Genomic DNA, 19,788 nt, shown 5'->3' on the forward strand with positions numbered 1-19,788 from the left:
GAAACAGACCATGGGATAGACCGCGCGCGGAACACTAAATCCCAAGGACGCCCCACATGGCCAAGCCCAAGAAACAGCCCCGCCCCAAGGCCGTAACGCCGAAAGGGTTCCGTGACTATTTCGGCGAGGAAGTCACGCAGCGCACCGAGATGCTGCGGACGATTGCAGGCGTCTATCATCGTTACGGGTTCGATGCCTTGGAAAGCAGCGCGGTTGAAACGGTTGAGGCGTTGGGCAAGTTCCTGCCCGACGTGGACCGCCCGAACGAGGGCGTATTTGCATGGCAGGAATTTGACGAAGGCGGCAATGGCGACTGGATGGCGCTGCGCTATGACCTGACTGCGCCTCTGGCCCGTGTCTATGCGCAGCACCGCAACGATCTGCCGACGCCTTATCGCCGCTATGCGATGGGTCCGGTCTGGCGGAACGAGAAGCCGGGGCCGGGGCGGTATCGCCAGTTTTATCAGTGCGATGCGGATACGGTGGGCACGGCCTCAATGGCTGCGGATGCCGAGATTTGCGCTATGCTGTCGGACACGCTGGAAACCGTTGGAATCCCGCGCGGTGACTATCTGGTGCGGGTCAACAACCGTAAGGTTCTGAATGGTGTGCTCGAAGCGATGGGTTTGGGTGAAGACGCCGCCGCCCGAGATAATGTTCTGCGCACGATCGACAAGTTCGACAAGGTGGGCGAGGCTGGTGTGCGTGAGCTTTTGACCAAAGGCCGATTGGATGCCTCTGGCGCTTTTATCGATGGTGTTGGTCTTAGCGGTGATCAGGCCGAGCCGGTGATTGCCTTCCTGACTTCTAAAGCTGCAGATACCGCCGGAACGCTGGCCAACCTGCGCGCCGCTGTGGGTGACAGCAAGATCGGTGCGGACGGGATCGCTGAGTTGGAGCAGATTGGTGCGCTGCTGGATGCAGGCGGGTATGGTTCGGACCGGATCGAGATTGATCCTTCGGTCGTGCGTGGCCTCGGCTATTACACCGGGCCGGTCTATGAGGCCGAACTGACCTTCGAAATATACGACGAGAAGGGCCGCAAGCGGCAATTCGGGTCGGTCTCGGGTGGTGGTCGTTATGACGATCTGGTCAAGCGGTTTACCGGACAGGAAGTACCCGCGACCGGCATCTCCATCGGTGTTGACCGATTGCTGGCCGCTTTGCGTGAAAAGGGGCGGATCGCGGCGCAAGCGACTGGCCCGGTGGTTGTGACAGTCATGGATCGCGACCGCATGGCGGATTACCAGACGATGGTCGCTGAACTGAGGAATGCAGGAGTCCGTGCCGAGGTCTACTTGGGCAACCCTAAGAACTTTGGAAATCAGCTGAAATATGCGGACAAGCGGAACTCTCCGATTGCGGTGATCGAAGGCGGTGACGAAAAGGCAAATGGGATCGTGCAGATCAAGGACCTGATCCTTGGCGCCAAGATTGCCGAAAGCGCCACGCTTGAGGAATGGAAAGAACGGCCCAGCCAGTTCGAAGTGCCCCGCGGAGATCTGGTTGCTAAGGTGCGCGAGATTCTGGACAATCAGGACTGACCCATGCCGAACCGTTCCCAAATACAGGCCCGCGCCGCCATGATGCGTGTCCGGTTCGAGGCGGCGGGCGCGCAGGTGGTTGATACGCCTCTGCTGCAGCCAGCCGGGACGCTGTTGGACCTCTATGGAGAAGATATCCGCGCCCGTGCTTACGTAACCTCGGACGCGCTGCGGGGTGAGCAGATGCTGCGCCCGGATTTCACCCTGCCGGTGGTGCAGATGCACATGTCCGACGGGGCTGAACCAGCAAGATACACCTATTCCGGCGAAGTGTTCCGCCGTCAGGAACACGATCCGGATCGTGCTAATGAGTATATCCAAGTCGGCTACGAAGTATTTGATCGCGAAGACCCCGCCGGAGCCGATGCCGAGGTGTTTTCGTTATTTGCCCTGCAATTGCGCGGGCTGCCTTTGCGGGCAGCGACAGGTGATATCGGTATTCTGATCGCCGCGGTCGGGGGTCTCAAGACCACTAGTCGTCGTAAGGCTGCACTGATGCGGCATCTCTGGCGGCCTCGCCGGTTCCGCGTTTTGCTGGACCGATATGCCGGACGCAAAGCTAGTCTCGAGGGGCGCGATGCTCTGCTTGACGCGGTCGACCCATTGGCGATTGACGTGCCCATGATAGGCAAGCGCCGCACGCCCGAAATTCTCGAACGGATTGATGCCCTGCGCGAAGACCGCGCTGCGCCGCCGATCTCGGACAATGAACTGGCCGGTTTGGAGACGCTACTTAATGTGCGAGAAACCATGCCTTTCGCGCTGGAACAACTGCGTGACATTGCGGTTGATCTGCCACAGATCACATCTGCTTTGGATCGTTTGGAGGCTCGTATCGCAGCCCTGCAAGCGCGGGGCGTAGATGTGGATACACTGGATTTTGAGGCGTCTTATGGCAGGACCTCGATGGAGTACTACGACGGGTTTGTATTTGGCTTTTATGCCGAAGGCCGCCCTGATCTGCCACCGGTTGCAACCGGTGGGCGCTATGATGCGCTGACCAGGCAATTGGGTGGTGGGGCCGAGATTCCGGCAATTGGCGGCGTGATCCGCCCGGACCTGATGCTCGAAATCGAGGAGGCTGCGCAATGAGCCTGAAACTCGGTGTGCCTTCGAAGGGCCGGTTGATGGACAAGACCTTCGCATGGTTTGAAAAGCGCGGCATTACACTGTCGCGCAGCGGATCAGACCGGGAATACGCGGGCAAGGTTGATGGGATTGGTGGCGTCTCGCTGATCCTATTGTCTGCAGGAGAGATTCCGCGCGAGCTGGCGGCGGGACGCATTCATTTGGGCGTGACCGGCATCGATCTTGTGCATGAAAAGCTGCCGCGCTGGGAACAGCAGGTGGAAGAGGTTGCACCTTTGGGGTTCGGCAAGGCGGACCTTATCATCGCAACCCCAGCCTGCTGGGTCGACGTGGACACTCTGGATGATTTGGATGCAGCGGCGGCAGGTTTTCGCAGGGCGCATGGCCATCGGCTGCGGATCGCTACCAAGTACCACCGTCTGGTCCGCGAATTCCTGACCGAAGCGGGGGTGGCCGATTACACGCTGGTCGACAGCCAGGGCGCAACCGAGGGGACGGTGGTGAATGAGACAGCCGAGGCGATTGCCGATATCACCTCGACCGGGGAAACACTGCGGGCGAACCACCTGAAAATCCTGTCGGATGGGCTGATCCTGCAATCGCAGGCCACGCTGTGGCGCAGCCGCGTGGCCAAATACGATGCGGCTGAAAAGACGGCTTTGAATGAGCTGCTGGACAGGTTGGCCTAAAGCACCCCAATTTCCGCTAATGCGCGGTTCAGATCGTCGGGCAGGGCGTCGTCCTGCTCGCGATTTTTAGGCAAGTCGGCAGGGGTGTCCTCAGGCTTGAGATACCGCCAGCCCTGGAATGGACGCTTCAGAGCGTTCTGCGTTCTGTGTACCTCGGGGTCCAGGACGATGGCGCAGCGGCGGATGCCATCCTCACCACGGACTTCATCCAGCCGCAGGATGCGCTGGCGGCACTGGACCACACCTTTGATCACCCAATAGATCGACCCGCCATTCAGAATTTCAGCGTCGCGCTTGGGCCACATGCGGGTGACGTGGCGCGGGTATCCGTCCTCATAGAGTGGTTTGCGGCTGTCTTGCCATGCCATCAACGTGTCGACGCTTTCTGACCCAACCGAAAGTTTGATGAGGTTTACGTACTTATCCACAGCTTTCCCACAGAGTCGTCCCAAGGGTGATCCCTATATTGTAGCCCTCATGCGCTTGTCATCAAGGTGTTGTGGTTTAGATGTGATCTGGGCTAATCTGAATGCCTCTTTCAGTACAGGGAATCACCGATGAGCCGCTTTGCCGCCCCCATCGCCGAGCAGATCTGGGATATGAAATACCGCTTCAAACAGGCGGATGGTACGCCCATCGATCAGACAGTCGAGGACAGCTGGCGGCGCATAGCTCGTGATCTGGCGCGTGTGGAAGAAGACCCGGCGCATTGGGAAAAAAAATTCTATGAGGCGCTAGAGGATTTCAAATACCTTCCTGCTGGCCGCATCACCGCCGGGGCGGGCACCGCGCGACAGGTAACCCTATTCAACTGCTTTGTGATGGGGACGATCCCCGACAGCATGGGCGGTATCTTCGACATGCTGAAAGAGGCCGCGCTGACCATGCAGCAGGGCGGGGGGATCGGTTACGATTTCTCAACCATCCGTCCGCGCGGCGCCGATGTGAAAGGGGTCGCAGCGGATGCCTCGGGCCCGCTAAGCTTTATGGACGTCTGGGACGCCATGTGCCGCACGATCATGTCTGCAGGCTCGCGTCGTGGTGCGATGATGGCGACCATGCGCTGCGACCATCCGGATATCGAACAGTTCATCACCGCGAAATCCGACCCGGCGCGTTTGCGCATGTTCAACATGTCGGTTCTGGTCACCGATCCATTCATGGAGGCCGTCAAGGCCGATGGACCGTGGGATCTGGTATTTGACGGAAAGGTCTATCACACCGTTCAGGCGCGCGATCTTTGGAATAAGATCATGCAGGCCACCTATGATTATGCCGAGCCGGGCGTGATCTTTATCGACCGGATCAATCAGGCGAACAATCTGAATTACGTCGAGACGATCTCGGCGACCAACCCGTGCGGAGAACAACCTCTACCGCCTTATGGTGCCTGTTTGCTGGGCTCGATCAATCTGGCACGGTTGGTTGCCGAGCCGTTCGAGGATGCCGCGCATCTGGACGAGGAGGCCTTGCAAGAGCTGGTGGCCACCGCCGTTCGCATGATGGACAACGTGGTGGACGCGTCGAAATTCCCGCTGGCCGAACAAGAAGCCGAGGCGCAAGACAAGCGCCGCATCGGGCTGGGCGTGACTGGTCTGGCCGATGCGCTGTTGATGTTGGGTCTGCGCTACGGCTCGGACGAGGCGGCGCGTCAGACCGAGCGCTGGTTGCACGCAATCGCGCGCGCCGCGTATCTGGCGTCGGTCGATTTGGCGAGGGAAAAGGGCGCTTTCCCACTGTTTGACGCCGAGAAATATCTGGCCAGCGGCACCATGCAACAGATGGATGACGATGTGCGCGACGCAATCCGCGAACACGGCATCCGCAACGCGCTGCTGACCTCGATCGCGCCGACGGGTACGATTTCGCTGTATGCGGGCAACGTGTCTTCGGGGATCGAGCCGGTTTTTGCCTATGCCTATACGCGCAAGGTGCTGCAAAAGGACGGTTCGCGCACCGAAGAAGAGGTTGTGGACTATGCGGTGCAGATGTGGCGCGACAAGTTTGGCGACGCCGAATTGCCCGAGTATTTCGTGAATGCGCAAACACTAAGCCCGTCCCATCACGTAAAAATGCAGGCGGCGGCGCAAAAGTGGATCGATAGTTCGATATCGAAGACAATCAATTGCCCCGAAGATATCAGCTTTGATGCCTTCAAAGACGTCTACATGCAGGCCTGGGATCAGGGATGCAAAGGCTGCACAACCTATCGCCCCAATGATATCACCGGTTCGGTTCTGAGCGTATCGGAAAGCGACGACAAAGCGCCGGGTGAAAGCGCGGATGCCCCGCATGAGGTTGACGGGGGCGAGGTCGTTTATATGTCCGAACCGCTTGATCGCCCACAATCGCTTGAAGGGTCGACTTACAAGCTGAAATGGCCGGACAGCGAGCACGCAATTTATCTGACAATCAACGATATCGTCATTGGCGGACGCCGCCGTCCCTTCGAGGTGTTCATTAACTCGAAGAATATGGAGCATTATGCTTGGACGCTGGCTTTGACCCGGATGATATCGGCCGTGTTCCGACGCGGTGGCGATGTGTCCTTTGTGGTCGAGGAACTGAAAGCTGTGTTCGACCCGCGCGGCGGGGCCTGGGTCAAAGGCAAGTACATTCCGTCCATTCTGGCCGCGATTGGCGGCGTGATCGAGCAACACATGGTCAATATCGGCTTCCTTGAGGGCGAAGGCATGGGCCTGAAATCCGATCCTCAGGCGCAGGTGGTCAACATGGACGCCCCGCGTGGCAAGACTTGCCCATCCTGTGGTCAGTTCGACATGGTGATGATCGAAGGCTGCATGACCTGCCGCAGCTGCGGTCATTCTAAGTGTGGCTGATTTGGCGTAAAAGCTATCTGCAATCAATCAAAGTCGGCTATCTTCGCGGACTTCGGATCGAAGCGAACTTAGCGCGGTGCGCCAGACGTTCACCAACATTCGACGAAAAGTATCAATATGAGGCTGTTCTTTAGCAACATTTTCGTGATTGCTACATTTCGGTCTCTTTTCCGCCCATTTTTTCGTTGATACACAAGCACAGTTACTTGTGGGATGAGTAAAAGTGCGGGCGGACAGATGAGAACCGGTTATAACGGTCGAATAGCAATATTTTGGACACAGACGGAAGTTGACGGGCTTGAGGCGGCGCCTTTGGCCCACTTGTGCGTTGGTAGCTCTTGGTCCTGGAGGGGGCGAGGGGTCCAACTCGCCGCAAGTGCTGACCAAGTTGCGCTGCACGCAGGCTCCACCGGTCTTGGATCTATATTGGCGGCCAGAGCCAGTTTCGCCAACCCCGGCGAGATCAACGAAAGTGCCAAGATCGAGTTGTCAAACGGGGCTCAGACTTTCGTTGCCGAGCTGGTGCGTGAGGTGAACGAAGCGTCTCTGGTGCTTGTGTTTGAGGATGGATGCCCTGAGCCTGATCAAGATTTCTGGGTCAGTTCGGCAGCTTCGCATATTGAACCTGTTGAGATTGACAGCGGTTATGACGACAAGGTTGTCGTGTTCCCGGCGGCTCGCGCAAATGCAAGTTCAGTGCCGGTAAGTCTGTCAAATACTGCCGGTTGGGCCGCTGAATAACGGATACTTCTCAGAAAGATTCCAACTCTAAGCAGAAATCCTACCCTTTGCTTGCTGTGGCGTGTTGACTCTGGCCGAAGCAGGGATATAAGCGCGGCTTCATTGGTGTTGGTGGCCCCCGCGAGGGGATGCCTGTCATGGGGGAAACCTCAAGAGGACAACGCCCTTCATAGTGGCCCATCGGGGCCTCGATCTAAAGAAGGAGATCAGCCGTGACCAAACGCACGTCTGCCAAGTACAAAATCGACCGCCGGATGGGCGAAAACATCTGGGGTCGTCCGAAATCCCCGGTTAATCGTCGTGAATACGGCCCCGGCCAGCATGGCCAGCGCCGCAAGGGCAAACTGTCTGACTTCGGTCTGCAGCTGCGTGCCAAGCAGAAGCTGAAAGGCTACTACGGCGACCTGACCGAGAAGCAGTTCCGCCGCATCTATGCAGAAGCCGAACGTGTCAAAGGCGACACCGGTGAAAACCTGATCGGTCTGCTGGAGCGCCGTCTGGACGCTGTTGTTTACCGCGCCAAGTTTGTTCCGACCGTGTTCGCCGCACGTCAGTTCGTGAACCACGGCCACGTTAAAGTGAACGGCAAGCGGGTCAACATCCCGTCCTACCGCGTCAAAGAAGGCGACGTTATCGAAGTGCGTGATAAGTCCAAGCAGTTGGCCGTTGTCCTGGAAGCTGTCGGCTTGGCCGAGCGTGATGTGCCTGACTACATCGACGCCGACCACTCGAAAATGACCGCGACCTTCGTGCGTGCACCGGGCCTGAGCGATGTGCCTTACCCGGTTATGATGGAACCGAACCTGGTCGTCGAATTCTACGCGAAGAACTAATCTTCGCCGACCTGTTGAGTTTAAGGGCCGCGCTTTCAGCGCGGTCTTTTTTTTATGGGGCTCTGCCCCAGTCGCTGCGCGACTCCCCCGAGATATATTTGGCCAGATGAAGAGGCGGATCAGATAGGAAGCGGGCGACTTTCGGCAATGGCCTCCATTGCGAAATAGGAGGTGACGCTGTCCAGTTCGATCTTATCGATGAGGCGTTGATAGACTTTGTCGTAAGAGGCCATATCTTCTGTAACGACCTTGAGTTGATAGTCATAGTCGCCGCCAATGCGATGGAAATCGACCACTTCAGGAATGGTCAGGACATGACTGCGAAAGGCCTGCAACCATTGGGCAGAGTGGTGGCGCGTGCGCAGCATGACGAAAACCACCAGATTCAGCCCAAGCTTTTCACGCGCGATGCGCGCCGTAGAACCTTGCAGGACACCTGTGTCGTTCAAGGCCTTTATTCTTCGCCAGCAGGCATTTTGGGACAGGCCGACCCTATCTGCCAATTCTCGCTGGGAAAGTGTTGCGTCTTTTTGCAGTTCCTTCAGAAGACGCGTGTCAATTTGATCTAATTTTTTCTCCATATAAACTCATATGACACAAAACTCGGACATATAAAGCATAAAATTGTGAGGTTTCCACAGGATGGATCAATCATATTGGAGTTAGCAATATGGAGCCTGTGTTATGACCTTGTCCAACTTTCGCGCAGAAATTCAATCTGCTGCTCACGGAAATACTCTGCGTGATGGGCTGATCGGTGAGGGGGTACTCATCCCGGGTCTGCATGGGGACGTGCCGCTTGTGTATGCGGACTACGTTGCCTCGGGTCGCGCGTTGCGACAGGTCGAAAATTTCGTGGCTGAGCATGTGTTGCCGTTCTATGCCAACAGCCACACCGAAGCCTCCTATTGCGGTTCCTATATAACCCGTTTGCGCCGCGAGGCGCGGGCCGAGATCGCCTGCATAGTTGGCGCCAAGGAAGAGGACGCGGTGATCTTTACCGGGTCTGGCGCTACAGCGGGTCTTAACCGGCTGGTTAGTCTGCTGGGAGTGCAAGAGGCTAATCAGCCGGTCGTTTTGATTGGTCCGTATGAGCATCATTCGAACATTCTGCCGTGGCGTGAAAGCAAGGCGCGGGTGATCGAGATTCCAGAAGCCGTTGACGGCGGTCCCGATATGCAGGCGCTAAAGGCGGCACTGGTAGAGCACGCAGATTCCGATCTTGTGATTGGGTCATTCTCAGCGGCGTCAAACGTCACCGGCATCATCACCGACTCTGATCCAGTGACGCGGATGCTGAAAGAGCATGGTGCGCTTGCGGTATGGGACTATGCGGGTGGTGGACCTTATTTGCCAATGGACATGGGGCCGGAAGATGCGCGGAAGGACGCGATCGTTGTCTCTCCGCATAAGTTTCCGGGTGGGCCGGGGGCGTCGGGTGTTCTGGTCGTTAACCAATGCGTTGTGAAGCGGACGTGTCCGAGTTGGCCCGGAGGTGGGACTGTCAGCTTTGTCTCGCCTTGGCGGCACGACTACAGCGCCGATCTCGCGACGCGGGAAGAGGCGGGTACACCAAATGTGATCGGAGACATTCGTGCGGCCCTGGCCTTCATTGTCAAGGATGCGGTCGGAACGGATGAAATCGCACAGCGTGAGGCGCAGTGTAACCGCATGGCGTTGGATGGGTGGTCCGACAACCCACATCTGACATTGCTAGGTGCCGAGAATGCACACCGCCTGCCGATATTCTCGTTCCTCGTGTGTGATCGGAATGGGCAGCCGGTGCATCAGCAGCTGTTTACCCGGATGCTCAGCGATATCTACGGCATCCAGGCACGTGGCGGCTGTGCCTGTGCCGGACCCTATGCGCATCGTTTGCTGGGCATTGATCGGGCAACGTCGGAAGAATTGCATGCGGCCCTGTCGGAGGGTGAGGAAATGAAGAAACCGGGTTGGGTGCGGTTGAATTTCTCTTACCTCATGAGCGAAGAGACCGTTCAGTTCATTATCGACAGCGTTAACGAGCTGTCGCGCCGGACCGAGGAGTTCGTCCCATTCTACAATGCCGATCCGGCGACGGCGCGCTTCAAAGCGGCGTAAGATAATTGCCGCTTTTCTCAACCCGTTGAGAAAGGTATGAGGGGCCAAGCTAGTGGAGCCCCTCATGAACCAGATCACACCTCAACCCGGCATAATGGACATCGCGCTGTATCAGGGCGGACAGTCGCATGTTGACGGTGTTGCGGATGTCATCAAGCTGAGTTCCAACGAAAACCCGTTTGGGCCAAGTCCCAAGGCGATCGAAGCGGTGCGCGAAAGTGCCGTTTCGCTGCATCGTTATCCCAGCACCGATCATGCCAGCCTGCGCGCCGCAATTTCTGAACGGCACGGACTGGATGCCAATCGGGTCATCTGCGGTGTCGGCAGTGATGAAGTGTTGCAGTTCGTAGCGCAGGCCTATGCTGGTCCGGGTGATGAGGTGATTTATACCGAGCATGGATTCTCCATGTATCCAATCATCGCGCGAATGGCGGGCGCGACCCCGGTCATGGTGCCCGAGAGGGATCGCCGTGTAGACGTAGATAGCATCCTTGCCGCGGTCACTGGGCAGACACGGATTGTCTTTGTGACCAATCCGGGAAATCCTACTTCAACCATGGTCTCTGACGCCGAATTGCAGAGGTTGGCGGATGCATTGCCAGCCAATTGCCTGATGGTGCTGGATGGTGCGTATGCCGAATTTGTCGATGGTTTCGATGGAGGCGCAGGGCTGGTGGACCGGTTTAGCAATGTCATCATGACCCGGACGTTTTCGAAAGTGTACGGTCTAGGTGGGATGCGCGTTGGCTGGGGCTATGCGGCGAAAGAGATTATTGATGTGCTGAACCGCGTTCGTCAGCCGTTCAACCTATCGCTGACGGCTCTTGCGGCGGCCGAGGCCGCCGTGCGGGATGAGGAATATCTGCGGTTCTGCCTGTCTGAAAATGCACGCCTCCGGATTTGGTTGTCTGATGAACTGGCGAAGGTCGGCGTTTCATCCGATGTGTCATGCACGAATTTCATCCTCGCCCGTTTTGCTGACAGGGCCGAGGCGGAAGCCTGCGATGACTATTTGAAAACGCAGGGTTTGATCGTGAGGCGGGTCGCGGGCTACAACCTGCCAAACGCGCTGCGGATCACCGTAGGTGACGAATTCGCCTGCGGCCGCGTGGTTGCAGCGATTACTGCGTTCAAAGGGGGCGCTGCATGAGCCAGATTTACGACCGTGTTGCGCTGATCGGGTTGGGCCTGATTGCATCGTCCATGTTCTGGGCGATCAAACGGGCTGGGCTTGCGGGGGAAGTGACGGGCTATGCGCGATCCGAGGCAACCCGCGAGACGGCGCGCCAGATCGGCCTCTGTGACCGGGTTTGCGAGACCGCGGAAGAGGCGGTCGAAGGTGCTGATCTAGTGGTTTTGTGTGTCCCCGTTGGCGCAATGGGACCTGTGGCGCAGCAGATTGCGCCGGTTCTGAAATCCGGTGCCACCGTTTCAGACGTGGGGTCGGTAAAGCGTCACGTGATTGACGCCGTCTCACCCCACATACCCGATAGCGTTCATTTCATTCCGGCACACCCTCTGGCCGGGACCGAGCATTCCGGGCCTGAATCGGGATTCGCCGAACTGTTCGACAACCGTTGGTGCCTGTTGGTGCCGGTCGAAGATTCCGACCCGGATGCAATCGCTCGCCTGCGGGCTTTGTGGGAGGGTCTGGGATCGAATGTCGATGAGATGGACGCCGCGCATCATGATTTGGTGCTGGCGGTCACCTCGCACGCACCTCACCTGATTGCCTATACGATGGTGGGAGTTGCGGATGATCTCCGGCGGGTTACAGACACCGAAGTCATCAAGTATTCGGCAGCTGGTTTCCGCGATTTCACCCGCATCGCGGCTTCGGACCCGACGATGTGGCGTGATGTGTTTCTGACCAACAAAGACGCAACGCTGGAGATTCTGGGCCGGTTCACGGAAGAGCTCTTTGCGCTACAGCGGGCCATCCGAACAGGTGACGGAGAGCAATTGTTCGACTACTTTACGCGCACACGGGCGATCCGCCGCGGCATCATTGATGCGGGCCAGGATACGGATGCGCCAGATTTCGGGCGGGGAAAAAAATCGACATGAGAAAGATCGGTTGCAGCCATTTGATTTTCTGCGTTGCTTTGGCGGCAACGACTGCAAATGCGGCGGCGCCTGAAACTTCTATTGTGCCGTTGACGCGCCCGGAAACCACCCAAGCGATGGTGGCAATCGTCACCCCCAACATCCGGCCGGTGCTACGGCCCGCTTCGCCGCAGGTAACGGCCGCTGCAGCCCGTCCCGCTGAATTACCATTGCTCGGGCCCGAGTATTCGATCCGCCCGTTTGTGCGCCCAGAAGAATTGGAACAACGCGTCTTTCTTAAGAAACGCAAGCTGCGTAAGGGTTCAGTCTGTGGCGATATCGATATTCAGGGTAAGCCGGTTGGACGTGTGAAGGGCAAGATCAAAGCCTGCGGGATTAAGGATGCAGTGCAAATCACCTCAGTATCGGGGGTCGGGCTGAGCCGCCCAGCGACGATGGATTGCGGCACTGCACAGGCGCTGAATAATTGGGTCGACAAAACTGTAAAGCCCACGTTCAAACGCCGAGGTCCGGTGGTCGAGCTACAGGTCGCCGCGCATTACGCCTGTAGAACACGTAACAACCGTAAAGGGGCGCGGATCTCTGAGCATGGTAAAGGGCGCGCCATCGACATTTCGGGCTTCAAGATGGCCGATGGTGAGGTGGTGACGGTTCTAAATGGCTGGCGCAAAAATCCGTCCAAGAAGCAACTGACCAAGGTTTGGCGCGGCGCGTGTGGGCCATTTGGCACGGTTCTCGGACCAAACTCTGATCGCTACCATCGGGATCATTTCCACCTAGACACCGCGCGCTACCGCAGCGGCACCTATTGCCGTTAACGCAGCACCAGTCTCGGGGCAGGACCAAGGGGCAACGGACCTAAGGCGACGAACCCATCTCGGAAATTCAGCTGTAAATCCAGCGCATTTGGATTGCCGCCCAATCCGGCCATGAACCCCAATGCGCGGGTTACCGGATCAACCGCCTGATCGGGCAGCGCACCTGCGGCGTTTGCCATCGCAATCATGTCGCGCCAATTCTCGGCCTTCATCGCGATTTCACCCGTTGGAATGCCCTGTTCGTCAACTTCCAGTTCGCCGGTGGCGAACAGACGCAGCTCACCCCATTTCATTTCTGCCAAACGCAGATCAATCGCAACGGGTTGGGGGCGACGCTGCTCAAGTGCGGTGCGGTCCCAGGGTTTGTCGAAAGTGACAAACATATCCATTTCCAGCGTTTCGAACGATTGCGGCAGGGTCGATGCTGAACGCATCAGGCGTCTCAGATCATCGCCGGGGGTAAATCCGTCGATCTTCGCAGTAATCCCATAGCTTTCGGGCGCTCCAGATTGCTCCATCACAAGGCTCAGCGACTGGCCTCCGGCTTGCGGATCACCTTCGGTTGTCAGCAGCCAGCGCTTTGAGGTCAGCGCCATTTTCTCGAGCACCAGCGCGACACCGGGTTGGAGCTGCAATTCGGCTTGTAGCGCTTCGGCCTGAACGGTCGTGGTCTGGTCGAAATAGGAAAGGCGCTGCGGCGTACTGGCAAAGCGCAGCATCTGGCGGCCGGGCCAGATTGCTGGGCTTTGGAACTCGACCCAGTCCGCACTCCACGCCGTTCCGTTGACCGGATCGGCCAAAGCGGGATTATTCAGGCGTGTGATGTGCTGAAACGGATATCCGGCCGTCGACACGTCCGAGAATTCGGCCTGCCAGCCCAGTTCTTGCTGTCGGTCAAACCAACCGGTCAGGGCGTTTCGCAGACCATAACCGGCGACAAACCAGTAGGCGCTCCACGCGAGGGCGATAAATACGAAAACGCGTACAAGACGGCGCATGATGAATGGCCCTTTTTCCTGCCTCGGATTTGATGTTTATAGGGCCAAACGGGCAAGGACCAGTGCAATGACGATGTGGGTATTCGGATATGGATCGCTGCTGTGGAACCCGGGCTTTCCGGTGGCACGCAGCGAACGCGCTAAATTGCACGGATATGCGCGGTCGTTTTGCATGCGCTCTATCCACCATCGCGGCACGGAAGAAGACCCCGGTTTGGTATTGGCGCTGGACGAACAGCCAGACGCGCATTGCACTGGATTGGCGCTTGCTGTCGAGGCAGGTCACGAAGAGCGCACTTTGGCTGAATTGCGTGAGCGTGAGCTGATCTCGTCAGCCTATCTGGAGCGGATGCTGGACGTGCATCTGGACTGCGGGCAGATCGTAAATGCAGTGACTTACGTCATCGATGCTCACCACGTTCAGTATTGCGGTGGTCTTCCATTGGAAGAGCAGGCTCAGATCATCGCCCACGCGGTTGGCGGACGTGGGCCAAATACCGAATATCTCTACAATACTGCCTCGCACTTGACCGAGATCGGACTGCACGACCCTGATCTTGAGTGGTTGTCGCAACGGGTGCGGACAATCAGCGCATAAACTCTTGGCGTCACGGGGCGAACTTCGATAGGTTCAGCCCAGAGCAGACAATACCAGGAGCCACGCGCATGGCGCAGGCACAACAGGGCGTGAGACCACATTTCTCACAACCGATCCGTCAGATTTTGATGATGCTGATCGCAATAGGGCTGTCAGGACTTGGCGTGTTCATGGCGTTGCCATATGTGCTGCCGGTTATTCAGGCCAATCTGTATCTTAACGGGTTCATTTTGCTGGTCTTTGTCATCGGTGTCGCTGCCTGTTTTCTGCAAGTCACACAACTGATCGGATCGGTTCGTTGGATCGAAGCCTTTGCCGGAGGGGTCGAACGTGACGATGTGCGCCCGCCGCAACTGCTTGCCCCACTGGCGTCGTTGTTGAGGGAACGCGGGGCGCGGTCTCAGATCAGCTCTAGCTCTACCCGATCGATCCTCGATTCCGTCGCCGAACGGGTCGAAGAAGAGCGCGAGATCACCCGCTACATCACCAACGTGCTGATCTACCTTGGCCTACTGGGGACATTTTTTGGTTTGGCCACCACTGTCCCCGCCATCGTTGATACGATCCGCAGCCTGAACCCGCAGGAAGGTGAAGAAGGTCTGGCCGTCTTCAACCGTCTGATGACAGGATTGGAAGCGCAGCTGCAGGGCATGGGCGTTGCTTTTGGGTCGTCATTGCTGGGTCTGGCCGGATCCTTGATCGTCGGTTTGCTGGAACTATTCGCGGGCCATGGCCAGAACCGGTTCTATCGCGAATTGGAAGAATGGTTGTCCTCAATCACCCGCGTTGGCTTTGCTGCGGGCGATGAGGGCGGCGCGGAACTGGCCGTGCTGACCCCAGTACTGGACGCCATGTCTGAACAAATGGATGCACTGCAGGACATGTTCTCGGCGCAAGAAGTTGATCGTACGAACGTCACGACCAAACTGGGACATTTGGTCGATGTCATCGGGGAAATGAACCAGCGTCAGGCCCAGACCGAAGGTGTTACGGCTGCGCTTGAACGTGTGGCGCTGGGGCAGGACGCTTTGTTGGATCACATGCGCGAACATGGCGCGGGCGAGGGGATTGATGCGGAAAGCCGCATGCGCCTGCGGTCAATGGATGTTCAGTTGCTGCGTATACTCGAAGAAATCTCCGCTGGTCGTCAGGACAGCATGAACGAACTGCGCAAGGATTTTGAGCTGCTGGTCAAAGCGTTGACTTTGCCACGGGGCGCCGTACGTACCCCCCCGGAAGGAGAGTAACCCATGGCGCTGTCCCGCCGCACAGGTCAACGGTTTTCGGGCTCGGTCTGGCCCGGCTTCGTGGATGCGATGACGGGATTGTTGATGGTGCTGACCTTTGTGCTGACCATCTTCATGGTCGTGCAATTTGTGCTGCGCGAAACCATTTCAGGTCAAGAGGATGAACTGACTGCGCTGTCCGACGAAATCGCCGCGCTGGCCGGGGCGCTGGGGCTGGAAGAGCGGGAAAACAGCCGTCTTCAAGCGCGTCTTGGGAACTTGAATGCAACGCTTAATCAGGTCGAAGATGATCTGGCGCAGGCACAAACCCGCATAACCGACTTTGAAGCACAGGTCGCGGCTTTGCTGGCTGATCAGGCGCGTGCGCAGGGGGATATCGCCGCGCTAGAAACGCAACGCGATGAGTTGCTAAATGAACAAGATGCCTTGAATTTGGCACTTGCTCAAAGCAGACAAGAAATCGACGCACAGGCTGAAGCCGCCCGCCTTGCCGCGGCTCGACGCGAAGCACTTGAAGCTCTCGTCGCCGAACTTGAAACCAGCGAAGATGCACAGGCAGCTCAGATATCCGAGCTAGAACAGCAACTGACCGAGGAAGAAGCCGCGCGTCTGGCCGAAGCCGCCGCTGCTGAGGCGTTGCGTGATCGATTGCAGAATGCAGATGCCGAACTGACAGCGATGACCTTGGCGCTGGAAGCGCAGCGAAAGGAAGCAGAGGATACCCTGACTTTGCTAGCTGCGGCACAGGCTGCCAAGGCAGAGCTTGAGCGTCAGTTCGGTGAGATCAATGCCGAAGAACTGAGGGAACAACTGCAGGCGGCGCTGGATGCCCAAACCCAAGCACAAGCAAATGAAGCTGAACAAAGGTCGCTGGCCGAGGAGCGCGCGGCGCTGCTGGCGCTCGCCCGAGAGGCGCTTGCATCGGAACAGGAAATCTCGACCGAAGCGCAACGTCAGACCGCGCTGCTTAATCAGCAGATGGCAGCCCTGCGCAGCCAGTTGGGATCGCTGCAGGCTTTGTTAGACGATTACGAAGAACGTAATACCGCCGCCGAGATCCAGATACAGACGCTGGGCCAGGATCTGAATGCCGCTCTAGCGCGCGCAGCCTCGGAAGAACGCCGTCGCCGACTGCTGGAAGAGGCTGAACGTATTCGGCTGGAAGCCGAGGCCGAGAAACTGGCGGGCCAAAATCAGGAACTAGCCGCACAGGCCGAGGATTTGCAGCGCTATCGCTCGGAATTCTTCGGGCGGCTGCGCGATGTGCTGGGTGATCAGGATGGCGTGCGCATCGAAGGTGACCGTTTCGTGTTCTCGTCTGAGGTGTTGTTTGCCACCGGGTCCGCAAACCTGTCTGCGGAAGGTCGTCAGGAGGTTGCCAAAGTTGCCAATATCCTGCGAGGCGTTGCCGCAGAAATACCCGAAGGGTTGAACTGGGTCATCCGTGTCGATGGTCACACCGACAATGTGCCACTTGCAGGAAGCGGACGATATCGCGACAACTGGGAGCTCAGCCAGGGTCGTGCCCTTTCTGTGGTGCGCTACATGGTTGATGCGCTGGGCATTCCACCTGATCGTTTGGCGGCAAACGGGTTCGGAGAATTCCAGCCCGTTAATCCCGCCGACACACCCGAGGCGCGCGCCCAAAACCGTCGGATCGAGTTGAAGCTGACAGAGCGGTAAGGCTGGTTCGAACCGCTGTGGATTACCTGCCAAACAAGAAAAACGCCCACCGAGAAGGCGGGCGTTTTTCGTCATAGAGGCTGTAGGTTAGTCCGCAGTCAAAAGCGGGGGCTTGTCGCCCGGAATGCGGGGCTGATCGGGGCCCAGGATTTCCAGATTCAGCTCGCCCTTCTTCATCGAGACACGGACCACGCCGCCTTTGGCCAGTTTGCCGAATAGCAGTTCCTCGGCCAGAGGTTTCTTAATGTGTTCCTGAATAACACGACCCAGAGGTCGCGCACCCATCTTGTCATCATAGCCCTTGTCGGCCAGCCATTCGGCGGCGCGGGGTGTCAGATCGATGGTCACGCCACGATCCAGCAACTGCGCTTCCAGCTGCAGGACGAACTTTTCGACGACCTGCAAAATGACCTCTTTCGGCAGCGGCGCGAATGAGATCACGGCGTCCAGACGGTTGCGGAATTCCGGCGTGAACATACGTTCGATCGCTGCGGTATCCTCACCTTCGCGCCGGTCGCGGCCAAAGCCGATGGCGGCTTTCGCCTGCTCCTGCGCACCTGCGTTCGATGTCATGATCAGGACCACGTTGCGGAAATTCACCGTCCGGCCATTGTGGTCGGTCAATTCGCCGTGATCCATCACCTGCAACAGGATATTGAACACGTCCGGGTGCGCTTTTTCGATCTCATCAAGCAACAAGACGCAATGTGGGTGCTGGTCGACACCGTCGGTCAGCAAACCACCCTGATCAAACCCGACATAACCCGGAGGCGCACCGATCAGACGGCTGACCGCGTGCTTCTCCATGTATTCCGACATGTCGAAACGCAGCAGTTCAACACCAAGCGTGTCAGCCAACTGTTTCGCCACCTCTGTTTTGCCAACACCGGTGGGGCCAGCGAACAGATAGTTGCCGATGGGTTTTTCTGGCTCACGCAGACCGGCGCGCGCCAGTTTGATCGCACTGGACAGCGCTTCGATCGCTTCATCCTGACCAAACACCACACGTTTCAGCGAGGTTTCGAGATCTTTCAGAACCTCTGCATCATCCTTGGTGACGTTCTTGGGTGGGATTCGCGCAATCTTGGCAACCACCGCCTCGATCTCTTTGACGCCGATGGTCTTGCGACGTTTGCTTTCGGCCAGCAGGTGCTGCGCTGCCCCGGCCTCATCGATCACGTCGATGGCCTTGTCGGGCAGTTTGCGGTCGTTGATATAGCGCGCCGACAATTCGACAGCTGTCTTGATCGCGTCGGCAGTATATTTGATCGAGTGATGCTCTTCGAAATATGGTTTCAGACCGCGCAGAATTTTGACACTGTCCTCGACCGACGGCTCGTTCACGTCGATTTTCTGGAACCGGCGGCTCAGCGCGCGGTCTTTTTCGAAATGCTGACGGAACTCTTTATACGTGGTCGAGCCCATGGTGCGCAGTTTGCCACCCTGAAGCGCTGGCTTCAGCAGGTTCGACGCATCCATCGCACCGCCCGAGGTTGCACCCGCTCCGATCACAGTGTGAATCTCGTCGATGAAGAGAACCGCATCAGGGTGCTCTTCCAATTCGGTCACAACCGCTTTCAGACGCTCTTCGAAATCGCCGCGATAGCGAGTTCCCGCAAGCAGGGCACCCATATCGAGCGAGTAGATGGTGGTTTCCGACAACACGTCCGGGGCCTCGCCCGCAACGATCTTATGCGCCAGACCTTCGGCGATGGCGGTTTTGCCGACACCGGGGTCACCTACCAGCAACGGGTTGTTCTTGCGCCGGCGACACAGCACCTGAATACAGCGTTCAACCTCGTCCGAGCGTCCGATCAGCGGATCTACATCACCGGCGCGTGATTTGGCGTTCAGATCAACGCAATATTTGCCTAGCGCGCTTTCTTTCTGCTCGGCGTCACCAGAGGTCGTCTGAGCCTCTTCTTCGGCTTCATCAGCACCCGTTACAGGACGATTCTCTCCATAGGCCGGGTCTTTGGCCACACCATGTGCGATGAAGTTTACCGCGTCATAACGGGTCATGTCCTGCTCTTGCAGGAAATAGGCTGCGTTGCTTTCACGTTCGGCGAAGATGGCCACCAATACATTGGCCCCGGTCACCTCTGTGCGGCCAGAGCTTTGAACGTGGATCGCGGCGCGCTGAATGACACGCTGGAAGGCTGCCGTGGGCACGGCTTCGGACCCGTCGATATCAGTGACGAGGTTTGACAGATCTTCGTCGATGAATTCGACCAAGGTGCTGCGTAACTCGTCCAGATCGACGCTGCACGCTTTCATGACGCGCACCGCATCGGGTTCTTCCAACAGCGCCAGCAGCAGATGCTCTAGCGTTGCGAATTCATGTCGCCGTTCATTCGCCGCCGCAAGGGCCGCGTGGATGGCTTGTTCAAGTGTGCTCGAGAATGAAGGCACGCGGGTGCTCCTCTGTATTGCGCCGGAAGGGGGCGGGCTGCAGGCCGGATCCCCATCCCAACCATGTCCTCATACTATTAGAGTTTGGTTGATCCCGCCCCGGCTTCAAGGGTTTTCTTTCACTTGACA

Annotated in this window: 17 protein-coding genes; 13 read left to right on the plus strand and 4 right to left on the minus strand. The window is 57.8% G+C overall.

Going from position 1 to position 19,788, the window contains the following annotated elements; genetic code table 11:
* Positions 1 to 56: 56 nt before the first annotated feature.
* Genes hisS through hisG form a run of 3 tightly spaced genes read left to right on the plus strand, consistent with a single transcriptional unit; the run spans position 57 to position 3,322 of the window.
* A complete protein-coding gene (gene hisS, locus ACRZ9U_RS03010) occupies positions 57 to 1,544 on the plus strand; it encodes a histidine--tRNA ligase (RefSeq protein WP_170401912.1) in 1,488 nt (495 codons plus the stop codon).
* Between the two features lie 3 nt (positions 1,545 to 1,547).
* Positions 1,548 to 2,636: an ATP phosphoribosyltransferase regulatory subunit gene (locus ACRZ9U_RS03015; protein WP_170392482.1), complete on the plus strand. Its 1,089-nt coding sequence runs from the start codon at positions 1,548 to 1,550 to the stop codon at positions 2,634 to 2,636.
* Entirely contained in the window at positions 2,633 to 3,322 is a 690-nt protein-coding gene (hisG, locus tag ACRZ9U_RS03020) for an ATP phosphoribosyltransferase (protein WP_170401909.1), read from the plus strand. Before ACRZ9U_RS03015 ends, hisG begins: the two co-directional genes overlap by 4 nt.
* Here hisG and ACRZ9U_RS03025 read toward each other — a convergent pair.
* Entirely contained in the window at positions 3,319 to 3,750 is a 432-nt protein-coding gene (locus tag ACRZ9U_RS03025) for a DUF1489 family protein (RefSeq protein ID WP_170392480.1), read from the minus strand. The genes hisG and ACRZ9U_RS03025 overlap by 4 nt on opposite strands.
* Positions 3,751 to 3,879: 129 nt before the next feature.
* On the opposite strand from ACRZ9U_RS03025, the gene ACRZ9U_RS03030 reads away from it, so the two are divergent.
* The 3 genes from ACRZ9U_RS03030 (at position 3,880) to rpsD (ending at position 7,736) form a co-directional block, all read left to right on the plus strand.
* Complete coding sequence (locus ACRZ9U_RS03030) at positions 3,880 to 6,162, plus strand: adenosylcobalamin-dependent ribonucleoside-diphosphate reductase (protein ID WP_170401907.1); 2,283 nt, start codon at positions 3,880 to 3,882, stop codon at positions 6,160 to 6,162.
* Positions 6,163 to 6,588: 426 nt separating this feature from the next.
* Positions 6,589 to 6,903, plus strand: a complete 315-nt coding sequence (locus ACRZ9U_RS03035; protein ID WP_480761297.1) for a hypothetical protein — start codon at positions 6,589 to 6,591, stop codon at positions 6,901 to 6,903.
* Between the two features lie 212 nt (positions 6,904 to 7,115).
* A complete protein-coding gene (rpsD, locus tag ACRZ9U_RS03040; RefSeq protein WP_170392466.1) occupies positions 7,116 to 7,736 on the plus strand; it encodes a 30S ribosomal protein S4 in 621 nt (206 codons plus the stop codon).
* A gap of 119 nt (positions 7,737 to 7,855) precedes the next feature.
* Here rpsD and ACRZ9U_RS03045 read toward each other — a convergent pair whose 3' ends face one another.
* A complete protein-coding gene (locus ACRZ9U_RS03045; protein WP_170401903.1) occupies positions 7,856 to 8,317 on the minus strand; it encodes an Lrp/AsnC family transcriptional regulator in 462 nt (153 codons plus the stop codon).
* A gap of 103 nt (positions 8,318 to 8,420) precedes the next feature.
* Between ACRZ9U_RS03045 and ACRZ9U_RS03050 the strand changes: the two genes are divergently transcribed.
* From ACRZ9U_RS03050 to ACRZ9U_RS03065, 4 genes are all read left to right on the plus strand, one after another.
* The gene (locus ACRZ9U_RS03050; protein WP_170401901.1) at positions 8,421 to 9,836 is read left to right on the plus strand and encodes an aminotransferase class V-fold PLP-dependent enzyme; all 1,416 of its coding nucleotides are present in this window, start codon (positions 8,421 to 8,423) and stop codon (positions 9,834 to 9,836) included.
* A gap of 64 nt (positions 9,837 to 9,900) precedes the next feature.
* Complete coding sequence (gene hisC / locus ACRZ9U_RS03055; RefSeq protein WP_170401900.1) at positions 9,901 to 10,986, plus strand: histidinol-phosphate transaminase; 1,086 nt, start codon at positions 9,901 to 9,903, stop codon at positions 10,984 to 10,986.
* Positions 10,983 to 11,903, plus strand: coding sequence for a prephenate/arogenate dehydrogenase family protein (locus tag ACRZ9U_RS03060; RefSeq protein ID WP_170401899.1), 921 nt, complete (start codon positions 10,983 to 10,985; stop codon positions 11,901 to 11,903). Before hisC ends, ACRZ9U_RS03060 begins: the two co-directional genes overlap by 4 nt.
* Complete coding sequence (locus ACRZ9U_RS03065) at positions 11,900 to 12,721, plus strand: extensin family protein (RefSeq protein WP_170401898.1); 822 nt, start codon at positions 11,900 to 11,902, stop codon at positions 12,719 to 12,721. Before ACRZ9U_RS03060 ends, ACRZ9U_RS03065 begins: the two co-directional genes overlap by 4 nt.
* Here the strand turns inward: ACRZ9U_RS03065 and ACRZ9U_RS03070 are convergent.
* Complete coding sequence (locus ACRZ9U_RS03070; protein ID WP_170401896.1) at positions 12,718 to 13,719, minus strand: DUF2125 domain-containing protein; 1,002 nt, start codon at positions 13,717 to 13,719, stop codon at positions 12,718 to 12,720. The two genes, ACRZ9U_RS03065 and ACRZ9U_RS03070, sit on opposite strands and share 4 nt — an antisense overlap.
* A 67-nt stretch (positions 13,720 to 13,786) precedes the next feature.
* On the opposite strand from ACRZ9U_RS03070, the gene ACRZ9U_RS03075 reads away from it, so the two are divergent.
* The 3 genes from ACRZ9U_RS03075 to ACRZ9U_RS03085 all read left to right on the plus strand — a co-directional run bounded on the left by ACRZ9U_RS03075 (position 13,787) and on the right by ACRZ9U_RS03085 (position 17,247).
* Positions 13,787 to 14,317, plus strand: a complete 531-nt coding sequence (locus ACRZ9U_RS03075) for a gamma-glutamylcyclotransferase (protein ID WP_170392457.1) — start codon at positions 13,787 to 13,789, stop codon at positions 14,315 to 14,317.
* Positions 14,318 to 14,385: 68 nt separating this feature from the next.
* Positions 14,386 to 15,564: a biopolymer transporter ExbB gene (locus ACRZ9U_RS03080; RefSeq protein ID WP_170401894.1), complete on the plus strand. Its 1,179-nt coding sequence runs from the start codon at positions 14,386 to 14,388 to the stop codon at positions 15,562 to 15,564.
* Positions 15,565 to 15,567: 3 nt separating this feature from the next.
* Positions 15,568 to 17,247: a peptidoglycan -binding protein gene (locus ACRZ9U_RS03085; RefSeq protein ID WP_170401890.1), complete on the plus strand. Its 1,680-nt coding sequence runs from the start codon at positions 15,568 to 15,570 to the stop codon at positions 17,245 to 17,247.
* 87 nt (positions 17,248 to 17,334) lie between these two features.
* Here ACRZ9U_RS03085 and clpA read toward each other — a convergent pair whose 3' ends face one another.
* Positions 17,335 to 19,659, minus strand: coding sequence for an ATP-dependent Clp protease ATP-binding subunit ClpA (gene clpA / locus ACRZ9U_RS03090; protein WP_170401887.1), 2,325 nt, complete (start codon positions 19,657 to 19,659; stop codon positions 17,335 to 17,337).
* Positions 19,660 to 19,788: the final 129 nt, after the last annotated feature.

The sequence above is a fragment of the Ruegeria sp. D7 genome (assembly GCF_056534355.1).